Raw genomic sequence first — 23,809 nt, 5'->3', positions numbered from 1 at the left:
GCAATGAGCCCAATCATTCACCTGAGAAAACGACCCATGGAAGTGTGCCGAACCATCGTTGAATTGCGTCAAGCCATCGCCCGCCGCCGTGCTGCCGGCCGGGTGGTTCTCGTTCCCACCATGGGGGCGCTGCACCGCGGACACGGCACGCTGATCGAAGAAGGGCGCGACCTCGCCGGAAACGACGGCGTGCTGGTGGTGAGCATTTTCGTGAACCCGACCCAGTTTGGTGAAGGCGAGGACTTCGAGGATTACCCACGCGATCTCGAGCGCGATGGCCAGATGTGCGACGAGCTCGGTGTGGATCTGATTTTTGCTCCGCAGGCCAAGGAAATGTATGCCGGCGACCACTCGATTCGCGTCCGCGAGAATTCGGTATCGCAGCATTTGTGCGGTGAGAGCCGTCCGGGGCACTTCTCGGGCGTGTGCACCGTGGTGGCGAAGTTGTTCAACATCGTGCAGCCTGACATCGCTGTGTTCGGCAAGAAGGATGCCCAGCAGCTGGCTATCATCCGCCGCATGGTCCGCGATTTGAACTTCCCAGTGGAAATCGTCGGGGTGGAAACCGTGCGCGAGTTTGATGGTCTGGCCATGAGCTCGCGTAATGCGTACCTCGATAGCGACCACCGCGAACAGGCTCCGCTGATCCGCGAAGCACTTGCCACGGCGGAGGAGTTGTTCTTCAAGGGCGAGACCCGTGCGTCGATTCTGATCGGGGTGGCGGAGAAAATCATCAGCCAGATCGATGATTCCCGCATCGATTACATCAAAGTGGTGGATGCCGACAGCTTCCAGCCGCTGGAACGCATCACGGACGACGCCTTGATGGCGGTTGCTGTGTTTGTCGGCGACACGCGTTTGATCGACAACGTCGAGCTGCCAATCAACGAATGCATGGACGCCGCTCATGTCGGCTCCGTGGTGGATGAGTTGGTTTAGGAGTAGCGGGTAGCGCGTAGGAAGTAGGGAGGTGAGTGGGCTGCGGAGCGATTGCCGCGGCCTGCGGGTGGCGTGAGTTGTAGGGCTGGGATCGCACGCTTGGCCAGTTGGGTGGAGGCGACCACAGGTTGTGGGTGCATTGTGAAGTGACGGGTGGATTATCCGGCGGATGGATTCCTTTGGTCGACCCTCGGGGTCTGGGTCGTATCGTGGCTGGTTCGGTTTGGGCCCTCGGGGTGAGTCACGAGGGCGGCCACAACACGCAGCGACTATGTTCAAAGGGATCTTAATCGAGAAAGACGACGCGGGTGTCCGCGCGGGAGTGGAGGAGTTGACTGAAGAGCAGTTGCCTGAGGGCGATGTGACCGTGCGGGTGAGTCATTCGACGCTCAATTACAAGGACGCATTGGCGATCACGAACAAGGGGCCGGTGGTGCGGCAGTTTCCGATGGTGCCTGGCATTGATTTGGTCGGGGTGGTGGAGGATTCGGCGCATCCTGACTACAAGCCGGGCGATGAGGTGATCGCGAATGGTTGGGGGATTGGAGAAGGCCATTGGGGCGGGCTGGCGCAGCGGGCCCGGCTCAATGGCGAATGGTTGGTTCCTCTGCCTGAGGGCATGCGCCCCCAGCAGGCGATGGCGATCGGGACGGCTGGCTACACGGCGATGCTTTGTGTGATGGCGCTGGAGCGGCACGGTGTGACGCCGGATGATGGCGAGATTGTCGTGACCGGTGCGGCCGGTGGGGTGGGGAGCGTTGCGATCGCCGTGCTGGCGAGGCTTGGATTCAAGGTAGTGGCTGTCAGTGGAAGGCCGGAGGAGGCTGACTACCTGCAGAATTTGGGAGCGTCAGAGGTGATGGATCGCTCGGTCTTGGATGGGCCGGGACGTCCGCTGGCGAAACAACGCTGGGCAGGCGCGGTTGACGTGGTGGGGAGCCACACGTTGGCAAATGTCTGCGCGTCGATGAATTACCGTGGGATTGTCACTGCTTGTGGTCTTGCGGGCGGTATGGATTTTCCATCAACGGTGGCGCCGTTCATTCTCCGCGGCGTGACCTTGGTCGGGATCGACAGTGTGATGTGCCCGCGATCTGAGCGGGTGGAGGCATGGCGTCGGTTGAGTCACGACCTCGATTTGACGAAGCTCGAGACCATCCGCCGGGAAATCGGGCTGAGCGATGCGGTCGACTGCGCGGGGCAGCTGTTGGAAGGCAAGATTCGGGGGCGCGTCGTGGTCGACGTGAATCGGTGAGGGAGGAGGCTCACGCAGAGACGCGAAGACGCAGAGGGGAGATGTGTCCGCAGATGGACAGGATGGCGAGAGGAATATTTGAGTGGTTCCTAAGTCGTTGCGTTTCTGTATCGTTGTACGATATTATGTACAACATGAAGGCGGTCACTTACTCTCACGCTCGCGCGCACCTCGCTCGTACCATCTCAGAAGTTTGTGAGAATCATGACCCTGTGGTTATCACCAAGAAGGGGACCGATTCGGTCGTGATGATGTCGTTGGAAGATTACGAATCCATGCAGGAAACGGCGTACCTGCTGCGGAGTCCGAAGAATGCCTCGCGACTGCTTCTCTCGCTCGAGCAGCTGGAATCAGGCAAAGGTAAGGAGCGGCCGCTGGCGAAATGAGGAAGGTTTTCTCGGACCAAGCGTGGGAGGATTACCTCCACTGGCAGAAGACCGACAAGCGCATGTTGCGGAAGGTTAATGATTTGATCAAAGATATCGACCGGAACCTTCATGAAGGGATAGGGAAGCCCGAACCCTTAAAGCATAGGTTGGCCGGGTATTGGTCTAGACGGATCAATGCGGAGCATCGTCTCGTGTATCGAATCGACGAGGGCGAGATACAGATCGCCCAGATTCGCTATCACTACTGAGTGGCGGGCTCTTTCTACTCGAACCGGAACGCGGAGACGCAGGCTTCCTCGGGGAGGTGGGAGACGGGTGCCTGAGGTCCGTAGATGTCGCCGTAGCTGTGGATGTCACGGCGTTCCGAGTCCACTAGCGAGCGGTTGATGGTGTCGCAGATGAGGTGCATGACCTGTGTATCGGCGTCGGCGCGGAGAAAGAAGACCTCGAACTCGTTTTTCAGGTAATCGCTGTAGGCTGCGGGCACGCGCTGGGCATGGGTCCAACGGTCGGTGAACTGAGCCAGATGGATTGGGCGGCTCTCCGGGGTAAAGATGCGCGCGATGCGGTGGTGTTTGAGTGATGGCTTTTTGGTGAGGCTGACGCGGCGGACGACGCGGGTCGTGTTGAGTGATCGCTCGTGCCAGAGATCGTTGGCCAGCTCTTTGCGGAGGAAGAGCACCTGGTTTTTGTAGAGCCGTTTGGATGGGATGCTTGGCGGGATGCGCAATTTGAATTGGATCGCGTTGAAGCGGTCGAGCGGAACGGGTGGGCTCTTGCGGCCGCCGAAGGTTCCTTCCATGGCGCCGTAATAAAGGATGGCGAGGCCACGGTTCATCGCTCCGGCGATGTCGCGCAGTGAGATGTCGTAGAAGTAAAGATCGCGGTCTCCCATGGTGGTGCCTGTATTAATGGGGAGGGATGACTTGGAATCAATGGCTTCTTTTTTCGTAGTGGCTTGTCGCTGTGACTTTTATGGGCCCGGAGTTGAAGTGGGCGTAGGCGCGGGCTGGAGAGTGCTGGGCATAAAAAAACTTACACCCGGACCGTGAAGTCCGGGTGTAAGCCCAACAAAACAAACAATGAAAAAGCTCTCACACTCCTTGCGGGATGCAATCGCCTCAGGTGAATGTCCGCAGGAATGCTCCGCGTTCAAAGAAAATGAGAGAAATCTGACATTTTATGCGGATGCTTCGACCAGCGCGTTCGAATCCACGGGAGGCGTGTGATTCAAGCGAGGCTAAACCGTAGTGGATTCGCCGTGGAGCAGGTGTTCGCGCAAGACGTGCATAAAGTCATCGATTGGCTTGGCTGCGGCTTCGCGCGGGTTGGGCGAGGCCGCGGCTTCTTCGATCGCGCTGAAGCCATTCTTCAACTTCGAGCCCTCGGGGCGGCATACTGCCATTGCCCAATCATCGAAGAATCGTTCGTTCGCCGGGCGCTCCATGAGTAGCTGGATTTCACGGTGGCGTGAGTCCGACGAGATCAGTTTGAAGAGTGATCTCACCTCAGCCTCGGTACCTTCCAGGATTTGGAAAAACATGCCCCGCTCCATCACGAGTGCGCCGGTGATTCCCCGGCGTGTGTTGGCGGCCCAAGCCTTGTTAAGCAATCGGTCGATGTCCGACTGGGTCATGGCCACAGCGAGCTTGCTGAGGTATGCCATTTGGTAGATTGGGCCAGATTCTGGGAATTCAGGGTCCATTGGGGTGGTGCTGCCGGAAACGAAAAATGGGCCGGCTCCAGACAAGGAGCCGACCCATCGATCGTAAGCGATTCTAGCCGAGGGCTGCGAGCATTTCCTGCAATTGTGCGAGTTTGCTCTCCCATTCTTTCAAGCGTTCGCGCTCGGTATTGACGACGGCCTCTGGGGCGCGTTCGGCGAATGATGGGTTGCTGAGCTTGCCGCGGGACTTCTTGAGTTCGCCTTCGACTTTGCCGATCTCCTTGGTGAGGCGGCTGCGTTCTGCATCGAGGTCGATCAACCCTTCCAGCGGCATGGTCAGTGCGCCGAGTGGGGTGATCGCCGACGGGGTGCCCTTTGGTGCGTCGAAGTTAGGGTCGACGTCCACAGCTTTGGAGCCTGCGAGGAGTTGCAGTGTATCGAGCGTGGCCTGGCTTGGTGCATCGCCGGCCGGGGCCAGGACGAAGCGCACGTTTTTGTTGGATGCCAGGTTGTACTCCGCCTTGAGGTTGCGCGCACGGCCCACGGTTTCGTAGAGCGCGGTGGCGGTGGCCTTGGCGGTGGCGACTGCAGCAGCGTCGAGCTTTGCGAGCACCGGGGTGGTGTTGATCGGGGTCTGCATCAGCGGCAAGCCGCTGTCACCTGCGAACCCGAGGGTTTCCCACAGTTCTTCGGTGATGTGCGGCATGAACGGATGCAAGTGCGCAAGGAAGCGCTCGAGCACGGTGTCGATGACCCAAAGTGTGGCGGTGCGTGCGGCACTGCCTTCTTCTTCACGCAGCGAGCCCTTCGAGGCCTCCACGAACCAGTCGCAGTACTCGTTCCAGAAGAACTGGTAGAGCACCTGGGTGACGGTGTTGAACTGATAATCCGCGTAGGCGTTCTCCAGGTCGATCGCGAGTTGATCGAGCTTGGCGAGGATGTCGATGTGAACATCGGTCAGCTCGAGTTCGGTGATGTCGAGGTCGCTGGACGTGCCGGCGTTGCCCTGCATAAGGCGGAAACGCACTGCGTTGTAGAGCTTGTTAGCGAAGTTGCGGCCTTCACCGATCTGCGACTCGTCGAACTTCACGTCGGTACCGGTCGGGGCGATGCGCATCAAGCCGAAGCGCAGGCCGTCGGCGCCGTACTCGGCCATGAGGTCGAGTGGGTCCGGCGAGTTGCCGAGGCTCTTCGACATCTTGCGACCTTTGATGTCGCGGATAATCGAGGTGAAGAACACGTTGTTGAACGGCTTCTGCCCTTCGAAGTGGAAGCCGGCCATGATCATGCGGGCAACCCAGAAGAAGATGATGTCCGGTCCGGTTACCAGGTCGGTGGTCGGGTAGAACTTCTTCAGCGTGTCGCTCTTCTCGCCGACCTTGGTCATGGTGGCGAATGGCCACAGCCACGACGAGAACCAGGTGTCGAGCACGTCGGCGTCTTGTTCCCAGTTTTCGGCATCGGCTGGTGGTTCGGTGCCTACGTGAAGGTCACCGGCTTCGAGGTTGGCGACGTCGAGCGATGCGGCTTCGCGCAGTTCGAATGCCTTCTCCTTGCGGTACCAGACCGGGATGCGGTGGCCCCACCACAGCTGGCGGCTGATGCACCAGTCCTGGAGGTTTTCCATCCAGTGGGCGTAAGTCTTTTTCCAGCGGGCCGGGCGGAAGGTGATCTCATCGTTGGCGACAGCGGCGGCAGCGTCATCGACGGCAGGGTATTTGAGGAACCACTGCATCGAGAGGCGTGGTTCCACAGGAACGTCCGCACGCTCGGAGAAGCCGACGTTGTTCTCGTAGTCTTCGATCTTTTCGATCAAGCCCATCTCTTCGAGCATCTCGGCAGCCTTCTTACGGGCGGCGAAGCGGTCGAGTCCGTGGAGTTCAGGGCATTCAGGGCAGTTGACCTTGCCGTCCGGTGTGAGGACGTCGATGGCTTCCAAGTCGTGGCGCTGGCCGATTTCAAAGTCAGCCGGGTCGTGGGCAGGAGTGATCTTGAGCGCACCGGTTCCGAACTCCATCTCGACGTGTTCGTCGGCGATGATTGGAATTTCGGCGGCTGGGAATGGGCGGCGCACTTTTTTGCCGATGAGATCTTTGTAACGCTCGTCATTCGGGTGAACGGCCACGGCCACGTCCCCCATGAGGGTCTCGGGACGCGTGGTGGCGATCAGGAAGAACTCACCCGGGCGATCCACGATCTCGTAGCGCATCGTGTAAAGCTTCGAGCGCTGTGGCTTCATGATCACTTCCTCGTCCGACAACGCGGTGAGCGAGATCGGGCACCAGTTGACCATGCGCTTGCCACGGTAGATGAAGCCTTCCTTGAAGAGCTGGACGAACACATGCAGCACCCACTCGGTGTAATCTTCGTCGAGGGTGAAGCGTTCGCGTTCCCAGTCGAGTGAGCAGCCGAGGCGGCGCAGTTGTTTGAAAATGATGCCACCGTGGTCTTCTTTCCATTCCCAGACTTTTTCGAGGAATGCGTCACGTCCGAGGTCGTGGCGGGTTTTGCCTTCGGTTTTGCGCAGTTCTTTTTCCACGCGCACCTGGGTGGCGATGCCGGCGTGGTCGCAGCCTGGGAGCCACATGACTTCCTTGCCCTGCTGGCGTGCGCGGCGGGCGAGGATGTCCTGGATGGTGTTGTTCAACACGTGTCCCAGGTGGAGCATGCCGGTTACGTTCGGCGGCGGGATCACGATGGAATAGGCGTCTTTGTCCGACGCCGGGTTGCCGCTAAAGCACTTGCCGTCGATCCAGCGGCGCTGCCACTTTTCTTCGACATCCGTCGGCTCGTAGGCCTTCGGCAATTCGTTGGTGTTCTGAGATCCTGCCATGACGGGAAAACTAGATCTGACCGGTGAAATGTCAAAGACTGAGGTAGTGGCTCACGCAGAGACGCAAAGACGCGGAGATTGTAGAAGATAAAGACAGCGGGAGTCCTGCCGTCCCTCCCGCGCTGCGCGGGTATAGTGTGGTATTGAAGGGGGGCTCGTTATGGAGATCGCAATCGTCGCTGGCGGAATGTCGCTGCGCTCCGATGAGGATTTGGATAAGGATAAGGAGCGATGGGATTACGCGCCGCGTATGGAGCGACCGCACTCATGTGGTCGACGCGGGGACGGGACGAGTGTCAGGTTGTCAGATCTGGGCTGGGTGATGAAGTCCGTGAATGGGCCGGTTGCCCGCGCGCGAACAAGGAAGACGGCGTGACCGGTGTGTTCTGGCAGGCGTGTTTCAAGTCACAGCGGCTAGACGACGAGGGGGCGGTGGTTGCTGCAGCCGTGCGGGATTTGTTGTGCCCCGGATGTGTGGGGAGTCGGGCGAAACCGCCTGAAATCCGTCCATTTGAGGGAGAATCTGCGGGAGTTGGTGGAGGCGGAGTGAAATGGCTTGCCGATGAGCAGTCGGGTGTGCAGAGTGTCGCGGTTTATTCGTCGTTGGCTTGATGGTCTGCTGTGTTATTGGGCAATATCTCTCAAACTATGATCGCACCATATGATCAGTATATTTTTGAGCATGCGAAAGAGTCGTACGAATATCAGCTTGATCGGTGCGATAAGATCCGAGAGCGAGTGATTGCTCTTGTGAAAGTTTTCGCCCTGCTAGGTGCAGGAATCGTCTTCCTTTGGTCCCAGTATGCGGGTGAGGGTGGCTGGAACGCTGGCGTTGATTATGCTTTTTTTATCCCTTCAGTGGTAGCCTCTGTGTTGTACCTCCTAGCTGTGTTTAAGCTTGTCTGGGTGTTGGGCTGGGGGTTCACGTATGAGTATCTCAAGGATCCCGCTGAGATAGTTCACACTGCTAGAGAGCTTGCGGCAAGCATGGACAAGGGACAAGGTTACGTGCAACTTGTCCAACGCTTCGCAGACGAGACCTTGATAGCCCTTCAGGATGAGTGCCTAGATGCCAACGACATTAGAGAGCATTTATCGAACATTGAGAGCGTTAAGGAAGAGCTTAATCATGTCTGGGTCGGTGATCCTGAGAGCGAAATGAAATCTCAGATGGCCGATCTCTATGTGAAGGCTGCTGTCGGAAACCAAAAAGTGAATCGGCGACGCATGAATGCAGTGCTAAGGGGCATTCAGCTGGGTATCTTGAGCTTTGTATTTTTGTTGTGGGCCTTCTCTGTGGTCGTTTATTCAAAGGTTGACTTACCACTGAAATCAGCCGACCCTTTTGTTAGTATGAGCGAAAGTCCGCAATCATCAGAAAATAGACCTAAACCATCTGTGCCGGGACCTGCGCCTAGGAAGCCGCGTGTAGGTGATAACGATATGCGCAAAGAGGCATCGCAGCAGTCTACTGATTCGGAGAAATAGGGCGCGACGTAATGCTCATTTAGCAGGATTTTAAACAAGCCAAACAGGTATGAGTGGAAACTCACAATCGTCAGGGAATCGGCCCAAACCAACGGTACCGGGTCCAGCACCGAGGAAGCCTCGGGTGCCTGCAAACGTTCTGCACACAGAAGCATCACAGCGGAGTGATCAATCCTTTAATTTCAGTGAAAAGCGTGCTTCAAAAGGAGCGAATTCAGACAAATAGTCTTTAAATGCTGATTGAGGAAAGTAGTGATAGAATGACTGCACTTGTCAAGTGAGTCCCTGGCGCGGATGTGCGACTTTTCACGCTTTATGAACGGGGTGAAAGTGCGATTCACCAGGTGGTATCACAAACGTCATGAGCGCAGAGGGACGTTGTGGATGTCGCGCTTCAAGAGTGTGCTGATCGGCAGCGATGAGGCGATGCGCAACGTGGCGCTTTACATTGATCTGAATCCGGTGGCGTCTCGTTGGTGTGGCTGGACTGAGGCGGGAGTTGGCTGGGGCAAAATGACTGCAGGTGTCAAGTGAGTCCGACACGCTGGTTGGCGGCGTATCGGGTGGTATGAAAGCGGCGAAAAAGCTCGGAAGTATGGGTGCTGCGGCGCGGGAGGCGCTGGTTGCGATTGAAGCGAAAACGGCGGCGCATGTTGGCGCAGGATGGTGGGGTGTGAGCGAGGATCTGGAGGGGAATGTGGTGAATTTGAGGCGCCCGCAGAAGCGGATGCTGGGGGAGAAAGGTGAGGATGCCTGTTATCATGTGATGAGCCGCACGGTTGGGGGCGAGGTGTTCTTCGATGATGTGGAGAAGGAGGCTCTGAAGAAGCTGATCTGGAAGATGGCGAGGTTCTCGATGGTGCGGGTGGTGACCTATGCGGTGATGGGGAACCATTTCCACGTGTTGGCCGTGGTGCCGGACGCGGAGAAGGCATTGGCAAAGTTCCGTGAGCCGGGCGGAGAAGAGCTGCTGCTCAAACATATCAGCTGCCTGTACTCGCGGAACGCGGTGGATGAATTTGCCCAGCAGTTGAAGCGGCTGGGTGAGCGTGGTCAGGAGAAGGCGCGGGCTGAGCTGATCGAACGGATGCTGGCGCGGATGTGCGACATTTCACGCTTTATGAACGCGGTGAAAGTGCGTTTCACCAGATGGTATAACAAGCGTCATGAGCGCAGAGGGACGTTGTGGATGTCGCGCTTCAAGAGTGTGCTGATCGGCAGTGATGAGGCGATGCGCAACGTGGCGCTCTATATTGAACTGAACCCGGTGCGAGCAGGGCTGGTGGATGATCCGGTGGCGTATCGTTGGTGTGGCTGGGCCGAGGCCGAAGTTGGTGGGAGTAGGCGTGCACGCCGCGGGATCTGCAAGGCGGTGGATTGCCCGGTGGATAGCTGGGAGCGAGGTGATGACAGGGCGCGAGAAACGTACCGTAAGTTGATCGCCTATGTGATTGAGAGGGAGTTGGCGGCGCGCTATGAGGAGGCGAGGTCGGCAGTGGAAAGAGGAGAGGCGACACGCGAGCAGCGTTTGTTGGTTCGAGCGGGGCGTCCCGAGGTGGATTCGGAGCAGCCGGGAGTGACGAAGTATTTGCTGCGTCGCACACGTTACTTCAGTGATAGCGTGGTGATTGGGACGAAGTCGTTCGTCGAGCACGCGCATGAGCGGTATGCGGAGTGTTTCTCGCCGCGAAGGAAAACGTTCGCGACAAAAATGCGTGATCCGAGGGGAGATGGTCGGATTGCCGACGAGGCGCATTACACGCTGAAGAATCTAGTCAAACGAGTGTGGGGTAGCCAGTTCTGACCCGCGGAATGCCAAAGACTGTGGTAGTGGCTCAAAGACGCGGAGATTGTAGAAGATAAAGACAGCGAGAGTCCTGCCGTCCTCCCCCGCGCTGTGCGTGCATGGTGCGGTGGGGGAATTCTTATCGATATCGCAATCGTCGCCGGTGCAATGATCGCTGCGCTCCGATGAGGATTCGGATAAAGATGAGGATAACGAGTGGTGAGGGTACGCGAAGCGTCTGGAGCGACCACACTCATGTGGTCGTCGCGGGGTGGGGTGAGTTCCAGGTTCTCGAGCTGGCGGCGTTCTCCGATTCGACGGCAGGAATGCCGTCCCTCCTGCGCTGCGCGGGCATGGTGCGGAGTCTCCACGACGTGCGGAGGCGAATTAGATAGAATCCGCGGGGGGGGGGGAATCTGCGGTTCCCTAAAACGAGCCGCCAGCGGCCCCGTCCCGCTCTCATTTCCTGAACGCCACCACGCGGAAGGCGTCGTGGGCTTCTTCTGCAGGGGCGCCGTCGGTGGTGGTGAGCTGGATGCCCTGGGCGGCGAGCCATTCGGATTGGCGGCAATCGTGGATGGTGGTGAGCCCGAACGATTCGCCCCATTGGCGGATGTCGGAAAAGTTCACATCGCTGGTGATGTCTTGTTTGCCCATTCGGGTGAAGACCGCCGAGCCCGTGAGGCGCTCGTGGCGGAAGTAGGCGCGCAGGGTGCCATTTGGTTCGCGGTGGTAGAGCTCGGGGAAGGTGTCGCCGTAATCGATCCAGCAGACTTCGCTGCCCTCCGGGAGGGCGGTGGACCATTCCTCCCACCAGTCGCGGAACGTGGCGTGAAGTTCGATGCGCTGACGGTAGGGCGGCTTGCCACCCGGCCATGCGGCGGTTTGGGTCGCGGTGAATTGTGAAGCCGGGACGCCGAGCAAGTTCTCGAGATCCTTCGTGGTGCGGGCGATTTCGGCGATGCCGTTGACGTCGTTGCGGTGGAGGCAAATCTCCGCCCAATTCTGTTGGGTTTCCCGCCACATGAGCACGACGGGAGCGAAGGCATCGATCAACTCATTGCCGAAGATGAAGGCGGGGCGGCCAATGCATTCCAATGCGTCGGCTACCGAGTCATGCCACTGAACTTTGGTGGGGAAGACTGAGCGTAGCGCCTTCTTCTGGTGCTCAACCAGTGGCGCGGAGGTGTCGACGATGTGGTAGCGCAGACGTTTGGTGATGCGACTGCTCAGGCCGAGCGCTTTGATCACCTCACGGGCGAGCTGGCCGCTGCCGGCACCGACTTCGATAATGTCGCGCAGGCCAGAGCGGCGGATCGCTTCCGCCATCCCGCGTGCCAGGTCGTTGTTGGCGGTGGCAAAGGTGGAGAAGTCGCCCGATCGCCCGACAGTGGCAATGGCCGAGGCGTAGTAGCCGATCTCTTCGTCGTGAAGGGCGGTGTGTACGAAGTCCTCGAGCGGAACTGTGTTCTGGTTCTCTTCGAACATGTCGTCGAGAACGCGGCGGGTGGTTTGGGGAGATGCTCCGGATTGCGGGGACTGAGACGACACGTAATTGTATTTGGGGAGGTTTGGAGGGGCGGCCGGGTGGTGTGATTATTCGCCCTTGGCTTTAGCTTCGCAGCCGCGGATGTCGAGTTTGCCGGATGCCAGCAATGGGATCTCGTTGACGGGGATCATGGTTTTCGGGATCCAGAGTGATGGCACTTTCATTTCCAGCAGGCGGTAGCGAAGGTCGATGATTTCCTGCCCCGGGTTGCCGGCTGAAACGGTGGAAAGCAGCACCAGTTGCTCGCCTTTTTGTTCGTCCGGCAGGCCGACGACGGTGACGCAGCGTTCGTCCTGGTTCTCGAGTCCGAGTGCTTGAACGATGAGTTCTTCGACACGTTCGTGAGGTACCATTTCTCCGCCGATTTTTGAGAAGCGTGAGAGGCGTCCTTCGATGTAGAGGAAGCCGTCGTGGTCGAGGCGGCCGATATCGCCGGTACGCAGCCACCCGTCTTGTAGGATCTCCGCGTTGGTTTCCGGTTTGTTGAGGTAGCCGCCGAAGACATTGGCGCCTTTGAACCAAATGATGCCCGGTTGGTCGATCGGGAGCGGTTCGTCGGTGGCGGGATCGGTGATGCGGATGGCGAGACCTTGCACCATGTGGCCGACCGAGCCTGCGCGTGCGGTTGGGAGCACTGGGAGGTCCTGGTCATCGGGCTTTGGCGTCGGGTCTGGCAGGTTGACGTTGGTGACCGGTGAGGTCTCGGTCAGTCCGTAGCCTTCCAGAACTTCTTTGCCGAAGCGCTTGGCGAAGGATTCACGCAACGTGGCGGGCAGCTTTTCCGCTCCGGTCACGACCAGCTTGAGCGACTCAAGTTGCTCTGGCTTGGCGCGGCGGAGGTAGCCACGGAGGAAGGTCGGAGTCGCCACCAGCAGGCTGACTTTGTGTTGCTCGATCAATTCGGCGAGCTTCACCGTCTCGGCCGGGGACGGATAGGTCACCAGCGTCAGGCCTTCGATCACCGGGTACCACAGCGTCACCGTGCAGCCAAAACTATGGAAGAGCGGCAGGCAGCCCAAAACGGAGTCTTCGTGATGGAGGTCGAGACGCGCACCGAATTGGTTCACGTTGGCCAACACATTGCGGTGGCTGAGCGCCACGCCTTTGGGTTCACCGGACGAGCCGCTGGTGAAGAGCAGCACGGCCTCGCGGTCGCCACCCTTTTTCGGCAGCTGCAGACGGTTGGCGATGAACTCGGCCGAGAGGAACTTGCTGGCGATGAACCAGCGGGTCATCGACCCTTTGAGCGATGGAAGCAGGCGCTCGAGGAAAATGAGGTCGCGGGTTGGAGGCCACGGGAACGCCTGCATTTTGCGCACGAACTTATCCACCGTGATGAACTTATCGACATCGGCTTGGCGGATGGCAGACTCCACGGCACCTGCTCCGGCGGTGAAGTTCAAGTTCACCGGGACTTTGTTGGCAAAGACGACCGCCAGGTTGGCGATGAGTCCGGCGCGGCCTGGAGGTAGAATGATGGCGACGCGTTCTTTTTGCGTCTGCTTCTTCAGCTCACCTGCCAGAGCGAGTGATGCTGCGAGGATGCGGCCGTAGGCGAGTTCGGACCCGTCCATGCCGTCGATGAGTCCGGCGTTGTTGGCGTGGCGCTTGAGTCCTTCGAGGAGGACGCGTGCCAGGTTCTTTTTGAGTACGGGCAGCGTGGCGTAGGCGGCCTCTCCGCTGATGTAGACATTCTCGAGGAACGCTGCGGGGGATGCCTTGTCGGCCGGGATTTCTTCTCCGAGCACGAGGATGGCCTCGGGGTAGTCGTCGGTGGACTCGGTGGCGAGCACTGTGTTGCGCGGGGTTTCGACGAACGCTGGAATGACCGGCACATTGAGGCTGGTGAGGACCTCCAGAGCCTGTGGGCGCACGGTCTGGGTGGTGGCTCGGCGTTCGGTGACCTTGCCCGGCACGAATACCGCCATACCACCGGCTTTGATGTGATCGCCTACGATCTGCAGGAGTTCTTCCGGTGCGGGTTCGTCGATGGCGAATGCCACGGCGTCGGTGCCTTCCTTTTCAAGGTGGGTTTGAGTCAGTCCGTCGTAAGCGCCTCCGTCCTCTGCCAAGTACAGGATCTGGCGGCCACTGAGCTCCTTCTCCAGGTGGAGGAGGTGGGAAAACTCCAGGCGGTTGGGCAGGATGAGTGCCCCGTGGGATGGAAGTTCGTCGAATCCGATGGTGATAATCTGGCTCATGGGTGGCGAAAAATCGGGGGCAGCATGGAGGCACTGCCGGTAGCGTGCAATCCAAACGTTGATTGATTGTGCGGGGCGATGGCAAGCCTCGGACTGAGGTAATTACGGTGCTTTTTGGGTGATTGTCCATGACCAGCCGTGGATGGTCATGATTTGGGTGCTTGCCGAGGACGGGTTGGTGTCTGTTGGTCTTTCCAATTTTCGCATGATCCCAGCTTTCGGCTTGTGTTGATCTAGCGCCGTGTTCATACCAGCGTTCTATGAAGATCAAACAAACCGTCATTGCCCTGCTGGCGGCCGCTGTGTGCGCTCAAGCCGGGTTCGAAATGCCGCGGCACGTCTACCGCGAGAAGCAGCTCGATGAAGCCATTGCCGAGGCCAAGGAAAAGGGCAAGGCGCTCGCATTCGTGCTCACTGACGAAACGTCTAGTTGAGGCCCATGCAACGCTGCCAGTTTGGCAGCCTTCAAGAATTTCCGCCGTCATTCGGTGGTGGTCTATATCAGTAGCAAAGCCAAGGTCCGGTATCAGGAGGTTTCACCTGTGGTCGTCGGACGGTTTCGGGACAAGTCGCTTGGTCATACGATTCCCAAAGCTGTGATCGTTTCTGCTGACCAAAGTTTGTGGTTTGCCAGCAGCAAGTATGCGGATATGAAGGGCTCGAAGGAGTTCTCCCGCGTCCGTAAGCTAGTGAAGCAGGGGCTGGATGGAGAGTTGGATCAAAAGCCCTACCAGTATGCCAATGCCTGGCAACTTCTCGGCCCGGGCAACGTCTACCTTGGAACGTTTGTTCGGCTGAGCGAAGACGGTCAGTCCATGGTGCTCAAGCGGCAGGATAACGGCACCGAGATGTCCGTTCCCCTTGATAAGCTGGTTTCAGGGGCGCAGAGAGCGGCCAGGATGATGGCTGGGGGGGGAGCCGAGATCTCTGCCGAGCCTGAGGTGCCGGTGATGGAATCGTGGGTAAGCGCGGAGGGTGGGAAAACGATCACCGCCAAGTTCCAGTCGCTCAGTGGCAACCGCATCACCTTGGTGATGGAGAATGGGCGGACGGTGACCTTTGATATCTCCAAGCTTTCCGAGAAAAGCCAGCAACGTGCCAAGGAATTGGCCGGAGCGTCCTAATCGATCTCATTGATGCCGGCGTCGCGAGCTGAGGCTGCGGCGCTGGCAAGCTCGGTTTATGAAGGTACTTGGAACGATTGTCTTGGTTGTGATCGAGCTAGCCTGCTTGGGCGGGTGCTTTTTTTGGGCGTTTGTGCTGATGATGCCCCGTGGCTATTCGCTGCTGGAGGTGATGCTGGCTTTTGGCGCCGCCTGCCTGACCCTTCATTGGACGTTGATCCGTTTGCTGAAGAAGTGCATTCCTCATTATCAATCCGAACCGGGCCCTGATTTTGGCTCGGGCGGTGGGGACTGAGCATGGATGCATATGGTATAAGGTGTCTCGCCGTGTTGGGAGCGGCCATCGGGAGTGTCCGGCGTTCTGGCGGAGCCCTGCGCTCGGCCGATGATGGCTGAACGGGGTTAACTGGGGTGGCACTCGCCGGAGACTCGTTGCCCCCTGGCTGTTATGAGCCTCGCCATCGGCGAGGCTGGAGAGTGACGCAGTGCCATTTTGGCTCGATACGAAAAAGGGACCGCATGAGCGGTCCCTTTTGTTTGATTCTGAAGTGGGCGCCGTGGGTTAGTATCCCTGGGCTTTGATCTCCATTAGCATCTGCGCGTTGTTCGGGAAGCGCTCAAGGAAGGTGAGCAAGCGCTCGATGGCTTCGATCGGCTTGTGGCCCGAGAGACCGCGGCGGATGAGTGAGATCTTCGCCAGTTGGTGTGGCGGCAGCAGCAGTTCTTCGCGGCGGGTGCCGGAGCGGAAGATATCGACGGCTGGGTAGACGTACTTTTGCGCGATCTTGCGGTCGAGAACCAGTTCCATGTTACCGGTGCCTTTGAACTCCTGGAAAATCAGGTCGTCGGCGCGGCTTCCGGTTTCGATCAACGCGGTGGCGATGATGGTCAGCGAGCCTGCTTCGCGGGTGTTGCGCGCGGCAGCGAAGAGTTTACGTGGAATTTCCAGTGCGCGGATATCGACACCGCCCGACATGCTGCGGCCTTTGCCTCGCTTGGCGTTGTTGAACGCGCGGCCGAGACGGGTGATGGAGTCGAGCAGGATGAAGACGTCACGCCCTTCTTCGACGAGGCGCTTGGCGCGCTCGATGGCGAACTCGGCGACACGCATGTGACTGCGGGCGTCGTTGTCGTTTGAGCTGGCAAATACTTCGGCGTTCGGCAGCGAGCGGGTGAGTGCGGTGACTTCTTCCGGACGCTCGTCGATGAGCAATGTCATCAAGTGAACGTCCTCGTAGTTCTCGCTGATGGCTTCGGCAATGTGCTGAAGCAGGGTGGTCTTACCGGCGCGCGGTGGGGCGACGATCAGTCCTCGCTGGCCTCGGCCAATCGGGGTCATCATGTCGATCACGCGGGTGGTGTAACGATCCGGTGTGGTTTCCAGAACGAAACGGCGATCCGGGTTGATCGCGGTCAGTTCCTCAAAGTAGGAAAGCGCCTTAAAGGCTTCCGGTGAGCGGCCGTTGACGGATTTGACGTCGGTCATCTGCGGGCCGCGCGGGCCGTCACAAGCTTCACCGATAATCATCATGCCCTGGCGCAGGCCGAAGTGGCGCACGGTGTCCGGGAGGACGAAGACGTCTGATGGCGATGGCTGGAAGCCGGACTGGCGGGTGCGCAGGAAGCCGAATCCTTTGGTGGAAATCTCCAGGAACCCTTCGCATGGGCGCGCGGTGTCGAGTTTGAGTTGCTCGCGGTTGCGCTTGCGGTCGCGGAAGCCTGGCTTGACGTTTGGATCGTCGTCGATTTCGTCGAAATCGTGATCGGTGTCGACGTCTGGCTGGTCGTTGTCGTTGCGGCGTCCGCGGCGGTTGTTGCGCCCGCCGCGTCGGTTGCGGTCGCGGTTGTTACGTCCACCGCGTCGGTCGTTGCGGCGTCCTCCGCGCCGGTCATTGCGATCTGAGCGCTCGCCTTGCTCGTCGTTTGAGTCTGACGGTTCGCGATCGCGATCGCGGTCGTTGCGGCGTCCGCCGCGTCGGTCATTGCGCTCGTTGCGCTCGCCGCGTTCGTCTTGATCGTCGGTCCGTTCGCGGTTGTCGCGTCGTGGGCGGCGGGAAATGGATTCGCGTGTGACCTTGGGTTTGGATGGTTCCTCGGTCGGTGCGGATTGAGGGGCGGGCGTATTTGCAGCAGGTTGGGCTGGAGGTGTGCTCTCCTTTGGTGGTGCCGTCTTTTCTGGTGCGGGTTTTTCCGCAGCGGGCTTGATGTCTCGCTTTGGAGATTCGTCAGTGGACGTTGCTTTTGGAGCCGGTGTTGGTTCCGCAGGTGCCTCGCTGGCGACTTTCTTGGTGGCTGCCTTTTTGCGCGTCGTTTTCTTCGCGGTGGTTTTCTTGGCTGCCGTCTTTTTGGTAGTCGTCTTCTTTGCCGCGGTCTTTTTGGCAGCGGTTTTCTTTGCCGCTACTTTTTTGCGCGTGGTCTTCTTCTTCGGCGCGGCTTGGGCGTCTTCGGCGCCGGTTGGAGGAGTGTTGTCGGATTCGGACATACCAGAATTGGGGAAATCAGAAGGAGCTGGGAGGACGGCGTGTGTTTGGTGCCGCTGCTCGTTACGTGCGGTGATGAAGGAAGTGAGGGCTGGGTAGATCAGGGAATGATCATCCGCCTATGGCTCCATGCGGGTGCAGTTGTTCGGTCGGTGGGGGATTGCCTTGCCATCCGGTTGGGTCTGCTCGCTTGGGATGCAGTGGTCCGTAGATGCGGATCGCGCGGTGTCCGGGCGGGGGCGTTGTAGGAACGTCACGCTGCCGGGACGTGGCATGCGGTGGAAGCGCTGGGAATGGAGGGATCCCCCGTGATCACTGGGTCAATCGGGCGGGTGTCAGGCACCAGCGGCTTACGGGGTATAATTTGAGGGGATCCCGTATAAACGCAAGGGAAATTATAAAGAGGGCACCTCTTGGGGGTCAACGGTTTGGTGCCTTGGGCCGTGGCGGTGCCGGATCCTGCGCCAGGAGGATCTACGGTACCGGGCTGGATATACAAAACGACCGCAGCGGCTGGGCCTGCTGCGGTCGTCGTGATTCAGAGAAATTTCAGCGGAGCTGAAGGCAATTCCCTTCGGGGAAATTAGGCATTCTCAGCGGCTTCCTTCTTGATGTCGCTCATCGAGAATTTCCAACGGACTTTAGCGCGCTTGGCAGCGGCGCGGGACTTGCGGAGACGCTTCTGGGTTGGGGTCTCGAATGCGCGCAAGCGGCGAACTTCTTCGAGGATTCCCTCGGATTCCATTTTGGACTTGAGGCGCTTGAGTGCGCGGTCGACTGGCTCGCCTTTGTTGATGGTTACCTCTGGCATGATCGTATGTTCTTTCTAAATCGAAAAATGAAGGGAATTGCAGCGACAATGAATTGTCACTCACCTTGGTCTGGCAAGGGGTGGGGAACGTAGGTTCACATCCCAATCGCGTCAAGGGGGAAATGTGGTGCCGCGGCGCGGGGGATGCAACGGTCTGAGATCCAGTCATTCAGAGTGGATCTCAGCCGCGATCCGGAGAATGGTAAAAGGATACCGGATATGGGCCTCACTCAACATCAGCAAACCGCTGCCATTTTGCGCGATCAAGTGCGTGAGGCGGCCATCGATTTTCCCGCATTTGACCAACGGGTACGCGCTTGCCAGTTGGAACGCTGTCGTGCCACATGCTGTCATGACGGAGTCTATCTCTCGTCGGAGGAGCGTGAGCATATTGAACAACTGGTCGCAGAGCAGCCGCAGGCATTCGCTGATTTGGAGACTCCGGTGGAGTCCTTGTTTGAAACGACCGGGCGCGGGCGGACTAAGACGCGGGCGGTCCCGTCGGCGGTTGATTTGTTGGCGAAGGACTATCCGTCGCACTTTCCGCGCACCCGCTGTGCCTTTCTCGACGAGCTCGGTCGTTGTGCAATCCAGCGCTATTCGATGGCGCATGGGTTTGATCCCTGGTTCCACAAACCGCTGACATGCTGGCTGCATCCATTATTGGTCAAGAGTGGGCGGCGTGGTGAACGTCCGGTGCTGACTTTGCCATCGCCGGAGAACGATCCGCAGAAGGCGCCGGGCTACGCTGGTTTTTCCAGTTGCACCCACTGTGGTCGACCGGATCCAGACGGGCAGCCGGCAAAAGTGGCGCTCGCGCCGGAGCTGGAGCGGCTTTCTATGATTTGCGGGCGGGATCTACTGGGCGAGCTGAATGCTGAAGAAGTTTGCTAGTGTTCAGTTTGGGAGTTTTCAGAGGGGCGTTGCGGTGATGATGCCTGTCATGAATGGTGCCAAATTGGGGTGCGTCGTCGTGTCGGGAGCGGCCTGCGGGTGGGCGCTGCGGTTTGGCGGGATCGAACGCTTGGCCGGATGGGGGGCGGAGTTGCCTGGGGTGGCGCTCGCCTGAGGCTCGCTGACCCCAGGCTGGTATGAGACGCGCTTTCAGCGCGGAATTGACGACGCTCGGACTAAGTTAGTGCCATTCATACCTGTGATTTCCAACAGTTCCTCCAGGGTTTATAGGGCCCATTGGGTTGCTTCCCTCACCGCTTGATTTTCCGGCCGCTCCCGTCGATCGTCCGCCATGTCATTCGAACTGCTGCATACCGACGCCACGACAAAAGCACGGCGCGGGCGCCTGACCACGCCGCACGGTGTGATTGAGACGCCGATTTTCATGCCGGTGGGAACCCAGGGGACCGTTAAAACCCTGCACCCCGACGATTTGTTGGCGATCGAGGCGCAGATTATTCTGGGCAACACGTATCACCTCTACCTCCGTCCGGGGCTCGATGTGATCGACCAATTTGGCGGGTTGCATAATTTCATGCAGTGGCAGCGCCCGATTTTGACGGACTCAGGTGGATTCCAAGTGTGGTCGTTGGCAAAGCTGCGCAAGATCACCGAAGAAGGTGTGCGCTTCCAGAACCACCTGAATGGCGCGGCGATGATGCTCTCGCCGGAGGTTTCGATGGAGATCCAGGCGCGCCTGGGTAGTGACATTGCGATGCTTTTCGACGAGTGCCCGCCGTACCCGTGCGAGCGCAGTTATGCGGAAGAGAGCACCGACCTGACATCCCGGTGGGCCAAGCGTTGCCGCGACTGGGTGGATGCCAACCGTCCGGAGGCTACGGATGGCGGGCGGCAGTTGCACTTTGGAATTGTCCAGGGCTCGGTGTATGCGGACTTGCGCGAGCGCTCGGCCCGTGCGCTGGTCGATCTTGGCTTCGATGGCTATGCGATCGGAGGTGTGAGTGTGGGTGAGCCGGAAGTGGAAATGATGCGCGCCATGGATCATGCCGTGCCGTTCCTGCCTGAAGACAAGCCGCGCTATGCGATGGGGTTGGGCACGCCGCCGCAGTTGCTTGAGATGATCGCCCGCGGGGTGGATATGTTTGACTGCGTGATGCCAACCCGAGTCGCCCGCAATGGCATGGCGTTTACCTTCGATGGTCCGATCAACTTCAAGAACGCACGTCACGAGTTCGATACTTCGCCGCTGCATCCGGATACGCACCCTACCGTGCTTCCGTTCTCGCGAGCCTATATTAGACACCTGATCAAAGCGGGAGAAATCCTCGGATTGAGGTTGCTTTCCCTACATAATCTGCATTTCTTTCTCACCCTTATGCAGCAAGCGCGTGAGGCCATCAGCGCCAATCGATTCGAGGAATTCAAGAATGAGTTCATCGAGCGCTACGAAGCCCGCAATTATTAGAGCGGTTTCGCGAATCCTTTTCCTATCAATAGCTTATGAACACAAACCTCGCATCATCACTCGAACTCCTCGCTCAAAGCAATCAGGGGAACCCAATGGGCACCGTCATCATGATGGTTCTCATGTTCGTCATGTTCTACTTCATTCTGATCCGCCCGCAGCGCAAGCGTCAGAAGGAGCTCGAAGCCAAGGTCAAGTCGCTCAAGACCGGCATGAAGGTCGTCACCATCGGCGGCATCAACGGCATCGTTGCCAACGTGAAAGAGCGCACACTCGTGCTCAAAGTGGCCGACAACGTGAAGATTGAGTTCGAAAAGAGCGCTGTCGCCACCGTCGTGACCAAAGACGACGAAAAGGCCGGATCGGCTCCAGCGAAGGAAGAAAAGAAGTAAATTCTTTGCAGTAGGGCGATTCAGGCGTTGCCATCCCCCACTGATCCTTCCCATTATGCGCGGCTGATGCGCCGTCGCGTCATTGATTCATTATGGACCCTATTCTTATTTTCGCCCTGTCGTTCGGCATTCTTGCCACGTTCTTCTGGTACTTCGCCACGGAGAACCCGGCCAAGAAGCGCTGGATTGGAACCATGCTCACCGTCACCCTGGTGGTGATTGGTTTGTTCGGAGCGTATCCGCCGGAGAAGCGCCTCAAGCGCGGTATCGACCTGGCTGGTGGTAGCTCGTTTGTGTTGGAACTGCGACCAACCCCAGGCAAGGAGCTTTCTCCTACCGCTCTGGAGCAGGCCAAGGTGGTGATCCGCCAGCGTCTCAATGAGATGGGCAGTGCGGATCTCAAGTTGTTCGAGCGCGGTGACGACCAGCTCATTGTCCAGATGCCTGGCATCGAGGACAGCCAGCGCGACAGCATTCGTGAGCAGTTGGAAAAAGCTGCCAAGCTCGACTTCCACTTGCTTCACCCGCAGTCGTCGACTCTCGCTCCAGAAGTGGAAGCCGGGACGGAATATGTTGGTGGCTACGACCTCAAGACGCTTGAGCATTACGACAAGCAGGGGAACCTCGAGAGCACCGAGCAGGTGCTTTTGGAGCGTGAGCCGGTGCTCAGCGGTAAGTACGTGAAGCAATCGTCCGGTGGGTTCATTCCGGGTGAAGGCAACATCGTCCACCTCAACTTCGACAGCGAAGGCGCTACCAAGTTCTTCGAGATCACCAAAGATAACGTGGGCCGCCGCCTCGCCATCGTCCTCGACGGTGAGGTGATCAGCGCACCGAACCTCAACGAAGCTATCGCTGGTGGCAGTTGTCAGATCTCCGGTATGGCAAGCGACGCGGAAGCCCGAGGTCTCGCCAACGCGCTCAACAACCCATTGGAAGAAGCGATGGAAGTGGTCGACGAACGCTCGATCTCGCCGTCACTCGGTAAAGACGCGGTGCGCCAGGGCTTGCTCGCTGGTGTGGCCGGTTTGCTGCTGACGCTCTTCTTTGTCGCGATCTACTACCGTTTGCCTGGCTTCATCGCCATCTTCGGTCTGGTGGTGAACATCATCTTGTTGTTCGGCATCATGGCGGCATTCCAATTCACCTTCACCATGCCGGGTATCGCCGGTATCGTGTTGACCATCGGTATGGCGGTGGACGCCAACGTGCTGATCTACGAGCGCTTGAAGGAAGAGCGCGCCAACGGCAAGTCGATTGGTGCTGCGATTGAGGCTGCTTACGAAAAGGCATTCTCGGCGATTTTTGATGCCAACCTGACCACCTTGATCACGGCTGCGATTTTGTTCGTGATGGCGACCGACGCCGTGCGCGGCTTCGCTGTGACCTTGATGGTGGGTATTGTGGCTTCCTTGTTCGCCTCGCTCATTGTCACCCGAGTTTGCTTCTGGTGGCTGATGACCGGCGGATTGCTGGAGAAGCTTTCCATCGGCGGCAAGTTCAAGGTTCCGACCTTCGACTTCATCGGCAAGCGCAAGCTCGCCTTGGTGGTGTCGCTCGGTGTGATCGCCGTGGCGCTCGCCTCGTTCGGCATCAAGGGAGAGAATGCACTTGGCATCGACTTCCGCGGTGGTGACGAGATTCAGTTCAAAGTCCCAGGCGACAAAGAGATCACCGTTGCCGAGGTGAAGGATTCGTTGGCCAAGTTGAACCTGGCTCAGCAGCCGGTGGTTCAGGCCCAGGGCGATGTTTCCGGTGCTGGAACGTTCGTGACGATCCACGCAGCGGACAACACCGCGCTCAGTCAGTTTGATGACGACGGCAACCAGACAAACCTCGGTATCATCGACCACCTGCGCAGCGATATCCCAGTGCTCGGCGAGCAGGATGGCAATGGCGACCTGATCGTGACGCACAGCGTGCAGAGTGTGGGGCCGGCCATGGGTAAATCGTTGCTGACCGAATCGGGAGTCGCTCTCGGTGTCGGCTTGCTGGCGATCATGCTCTTCATCAGCTTGCGCTATGAGTTCTCGTTCGCGGTGGGTGCCTTGGCTGCCTTGGTGCACGACTTGATCATTGCCGGCGGTATTGCGGTGCTGCTCAACATTGAGATGTCCGTCATCCAGGTCGGTGCGTTCCTCACGATCGCAGGTTACTCGATCAACGACACCATCGTCGTGTTCGACCGTATCCGTGAGAACCTGCAGAATAAGAGCGGCAACGTAGCGGATATCGTCAACGACGCATTGAACGCAACCCTGAGCCGTACGCTCCTTACCTCGGGCACCACGATCCTGACGCTGCTTACGCTGACCATCTTCGGTGGTCCTGGCATGCGTGACTTCTCGCTGACCATTCTGATCGGTGTGATCGTCGGTACGTACTCGTCGGTCTTCGTGGCATCGCCAGTGACTCTCTGGTGGTCGAAGCGCACCGGCAAGAACCTGCGCAAGGAAGTGCAGGAGACCGAGGCTGCGAAAGAGCTCGCCCGTACCGCTCAGGCGGACCACGAGTAA

The 23,809-nt window shown here is 58.7% G+C and carries 24 protein-coding genes; 16 read left to right on the top strand and 8 right to left on the bottom strand.

The window, feature by feature from the left end; all coding sequences use genetic code 11:
* Window positions 1-36: 36 nt before the first annotated feature.
* Complete coding sequence (gene panC, locus G3M56_RS00285; RefSeq protein ID WP_164364877.1) at window positions 37-939, top strand: pantoate--beta-alanine ligase; 903 nt, start codon at window positions 37-39, stop codon at window positions 937-939.
* Here panC and G3M56_RS00280 read toward each other — a convergent pair.
* Entirely contained in the window at window positions 936-1,079 is a 144-nt protein-coding gene (locus tag G3M56_RS00280) for a hypothetical protein (protein ID WP_164364880.1), read from the bottom strand. The genes panC and G3M56_RS00280 overlap by 4 nt on opposite strands.
* 131 nt (window positions 1,080-1,210) lie before the next feature.
* Here G3M56_RS00280 and acuI point away from each other — a divergent pair, with 131 nt between their 5' ends.
* The 3 genes from acuI (at window position 1,211) to G3M56_RS00265 (ending at window position 2,831) form a co-directional block, all read left to right on the top strand.
* On the top strand, window positions 1,211-2,194 hold the full coding sequence (gene acuI / locus G3M56_RS00275; protein ID WP_164364883.1) for an acrylyl-CoA reductase (NADPH): 984 nt from the start codon (window positions 1,211-1,213) through the stop codon (window positions 2,192-2,194).
* A gap of 134 nt (window positions 2,195-2,328) precedes the next feature.
* Entirely contained in the window at window positions 2,329-2,580 is a 252-nt protein-coding gene (locus G3M56_RS00270; RefSeq protein ID WP_164364885.1) for a type II toxin-antitoxin system Phd/YefM family antitoxin, read from the top strand.
* Window positions 2,577-2,831 carry a Txe/YoeB family addiction module toxin gene (locus G3M56_RS00265; RefSeq protein WP_164364887.1) on the top strand — a complete coding sequence of 85 codons (255 nt, stop codon included), beginning with the start codon at window positions 2,577-2,579 and terminating at the stop codon, window positions 2,829-2,831. The genes G3M56_RS00270 and G3M56_RS00265 overlap by 4 nt, the downstream gene beginning before the upstream one ends.
* Before the next feature lie 14 nt (window positions 2,832-2,845).
* Here the strand turns inward: G3M56_RS00265 and G3M56_RS00260 are convergent, their stop codons facing one another.
* The 3 genes from G3M56_RS00260 to G3M56_RS00250 form a co-directional block, all read right to left on the bottom strand.
* Window positions 2,846-3,478 carry a hypothetical protein gene (locus G3M56_RS00260; RefSeq protein ID WP_164364889.1) on the bottom strand — a complete coding sequence of 211 codons (633 nt, stop codon included), beginning with the start codon at window positions 3,476-3,478 and terminating at the stop codon, window positions 2,846-2,848.
* A gap of 345 nt (window positions 3,479-3,823) precedes the next feature.
* Entirely contained in the window at window positions 3,824-4,249 is a 426-nt protein-coding gene (locus G3M56_RS00255; protein WP_164364891.1) for a BLUF domain-containing protein, read from the bottom strand.
* Between the two features lie 112 nt (window positions 4,250-4,361).
* Complete coding sequence (locus tag G3M56_RS00250) at window positions 4,362-7,082, bottom strand: valine--tRNA ligase (RefSeq protein WP_164364893.1); 2,721 nt, start codon at window positions 7,080-7,082, stop codon at window positions 4,362-4,364.
* A 231-nt stretch (window positions 7,083-7,313) separates the two neighbouring features.
* Between G3M56_RS00250 and G3M56_RS00245 the strand changes: the two genes are divergently transcribed.
* From G3M56_RS00245 to G3M56_RS00230, 4 genes are all read left to right on the top strand, one after another.
* Complete coding sequence (locus tag G3M56_RS00245; RefSeq protein ID WP_164364896.1) at window positions 7,314-7,694, top strand: hypothetical protein; 381 nt, start codon at window positions 7,314-7,316, stop codon at window positions 7,692-7,694.
* A 36-nt stretch (window positions 7,695-7,730) separates the two neighbouring features.
* Entirely contained in the window at window positions 7,731-8,570 is an 840-nt protein-coding gene (locus G3M56_RS00240; RefSeq protein ID WP_164364898.1) for a hypothetical protein, read from the top strand.
* 384 nt (window positions 8,571-8,954) lie between these two features.
* The gene (locus G3M56_RS00235) at window positions 8,955-9,104 is read left to right on the top strand and encodes a hypothetical protein (protein ID WP_164364900.1); all 150 of its coding nucleotides are present in this window, start codon (window positions 8,955-8,957) and stop codon (window positions 9,102-9,104) included.
* Window positions 9,094-10,374, top strand: coding sequence for a transposase (locus G3M56_RS00230; RefSeq protein ID WP_235203493.1), 1,281 nt, complete (start codon window positions 9,094-9,096; stop codon window positions 10,372-10,374). The genes G3M56_RS00235 and G3M56_RS00230 overlap by 11 nt, the downstream gene beginning before the upstream one ends.
* 441 nt (window positions 10,375-10,815) lie before the next feature.
* Here G3M56_RS00230 and G3M56_RS00225 read toward each other — a convergent pair whose 3' ends face one another.
* A complete protein-coding gene (locus tag G3M56_RS00225) occupies window positions 10,816-11,907 on the bottom strand; it encodes an SAM-dependent methyltransferase (RefSeq protein WP_164364903.1) in 1,092 nt (363 codons plus the stop codon).
* A 45-nt stretch (window positions 11,908-11,952) separates the two neighbouring features.
* The gene (locus G3M56_RS00220) at window positions 11,953-14,106 is read right to left on the bottom strand and encodes an AMP-binding protein (protein WP_164364904.1); all 2,154 of its coding nucleotides are present in this window, start codon (window positions 14,104-14,106) and stop codon (window positions 11,953-11,955) included.
* Between the two features lie 260 nt (window positions 14,107-14,366).
* Between G3M56_RS00220 and G3M56_RS00215 the strand changes: the two genes are divergently transcribed.
* From G3M56_RS00215 to G3M56_RS00205, 3 genes are read left to right on the top strand one after another with little or no spacing between them, the layout of a single operon-like run.
* Window positions 14,367-14,540 (top strand): hypothetical protein, encoded by a 174-nt coding sequence (locus tag G3M56_RS00215; protein ID WP_164364905.1) that lies wholly within the window; start codon window positions 14,367-14,369, stop codon window positions 14,538-14,540.
* Window positions 14,541-14,561: 21 nt separating this feature from the next.
* Window positions 14,562-15,230 carry a hypothetical protein gene (locus tag G3M56_RS00210; protein ID WP_164364906.1) on the top strand — a complete coding sequence of 223 codons (669 nt, stop codon included), beginning with the start codon at window positions 14,562-14,564 and terminating at the stop codon, window positions 15,228-15,230.
* Window positions 15,231-15,288: 58 nt separating this feature from the next.
* A complete protein-coding gene (locus G3M56_RS00205) occupies window positions 15,289-15,525 on the top strand; it encodes a hypothetical protein (protein ID WP_164364907.1) in 237 nt (78 codons plus the stop codon).
* 267 nt (window positions 15,526-15,792) lie between these two features.
* On the opposite strand, the gene rho is transcribed toward G3M56_RS00205, so the two are convergent.
* A complete protein-coding gene (rho, locus tag G3M56_RS00200; RefSeq protein WP_164364908.1) occupies window positions 15,793-17,712 on the bottom strand; it encodes a transcription termination factor Rho in 1,920 nt (639 codons plus the stop codon).
* A gap of 581 nt (window positions 17,713-18,293) precedes the next feature.
* Window positions 18,294-18,521: a 30S ribosomal protein S21 gene (rpsU, locus tag G3M56_RS00195; RefSeq protein WP_164364909.1), complete on the bottom strand. Its 228-nt coding sequence runs from the start codon at window positions 18,519-18,521 to the stop codon at window positions 18,294-18,296.
* A 219-nt stretch (window positions 18,522-18,740) separates the two neighbouring features.
* Between rpsU and G3M56_RS00190 the strand changes: the two genes are divergently transcribed.
* From G3M56_RS00190 to secD, 5 genes are all read left to right on the top strand, one after another.
* Window positions 18,741-19,415 (top strand): DUF3109 family protein, encoded by a 675-nt coding sequence (locus tag G3M56_RS00190; RefSeq protein ID WP_164364910.1) that lies wholly within the window; start codon window positions 18,741-18,743, stop codon window positions 19,413-19,415.
* Between the two features lie 49 nt (window positions 19,416-19,464).
* Complete coding sequence (locus G3M56_RS14225) at window positions 19,465-19,590, top strand: hypothetical protein (RefSeq protein ID WP_268840000.1); 126 nt, start codon at window positions 19,465-19,467, stop codon at window positions 19,588-19,590.
* Window positions 19,591-19,767: 177 nt separating this feature from the next.
* Complete coding sequence (gene tgt, locus G3M56_RS00185; protein WP_164364911.1) at window positions 19,768-20,901, top strand: tRNA guanosine(34) transglycosylase Tgt; 1,134 nt, start codon at window positions 19,768-19,770, stop codon at window positions 20,899-20,901.
* Between the two features lie 35 nt (window positions 20,902-20,936).
* Window positions 20,937-21,293 (top strand): preprotein translocase subunit YajC, encoded by a 357-nt coding sequence (gene yajC / locus G3M56_RS00180; RefSeq protein WP_164364912.1) that lies wholly within the window; start codon window positions 20,937-20,939, stop codon window positions 21,291-21,293.
* A 92-nt stretch (window positions 21,294-21,385) separates the two neighbouring features.
* Complete coding sequence (secD, locus tag G3M56_RS00175) at window positions 21,386-23,809, top strand: protein translocase subunit SecD (RefSeq protein WP_164364913.1); 2,424 nt, start codon at window positions 21,386-21,388, stop codon at window positions 23,807-23,809.

It is taken from the genome of Sulfuriroseicoccus oceanibius (genome assembly GCF_010681825.2).
GTDB lineage: Bacteria > Verrucomicrobiota > Verrucomicrobiia > Verrucomicrobiales > SLCJ01 > Sulfuriroseicoccus > Sulfuriroseicoccus oceanibius.
This window is presented reverse-complemented; position numbering and strand designations above follow the sequence as displayed.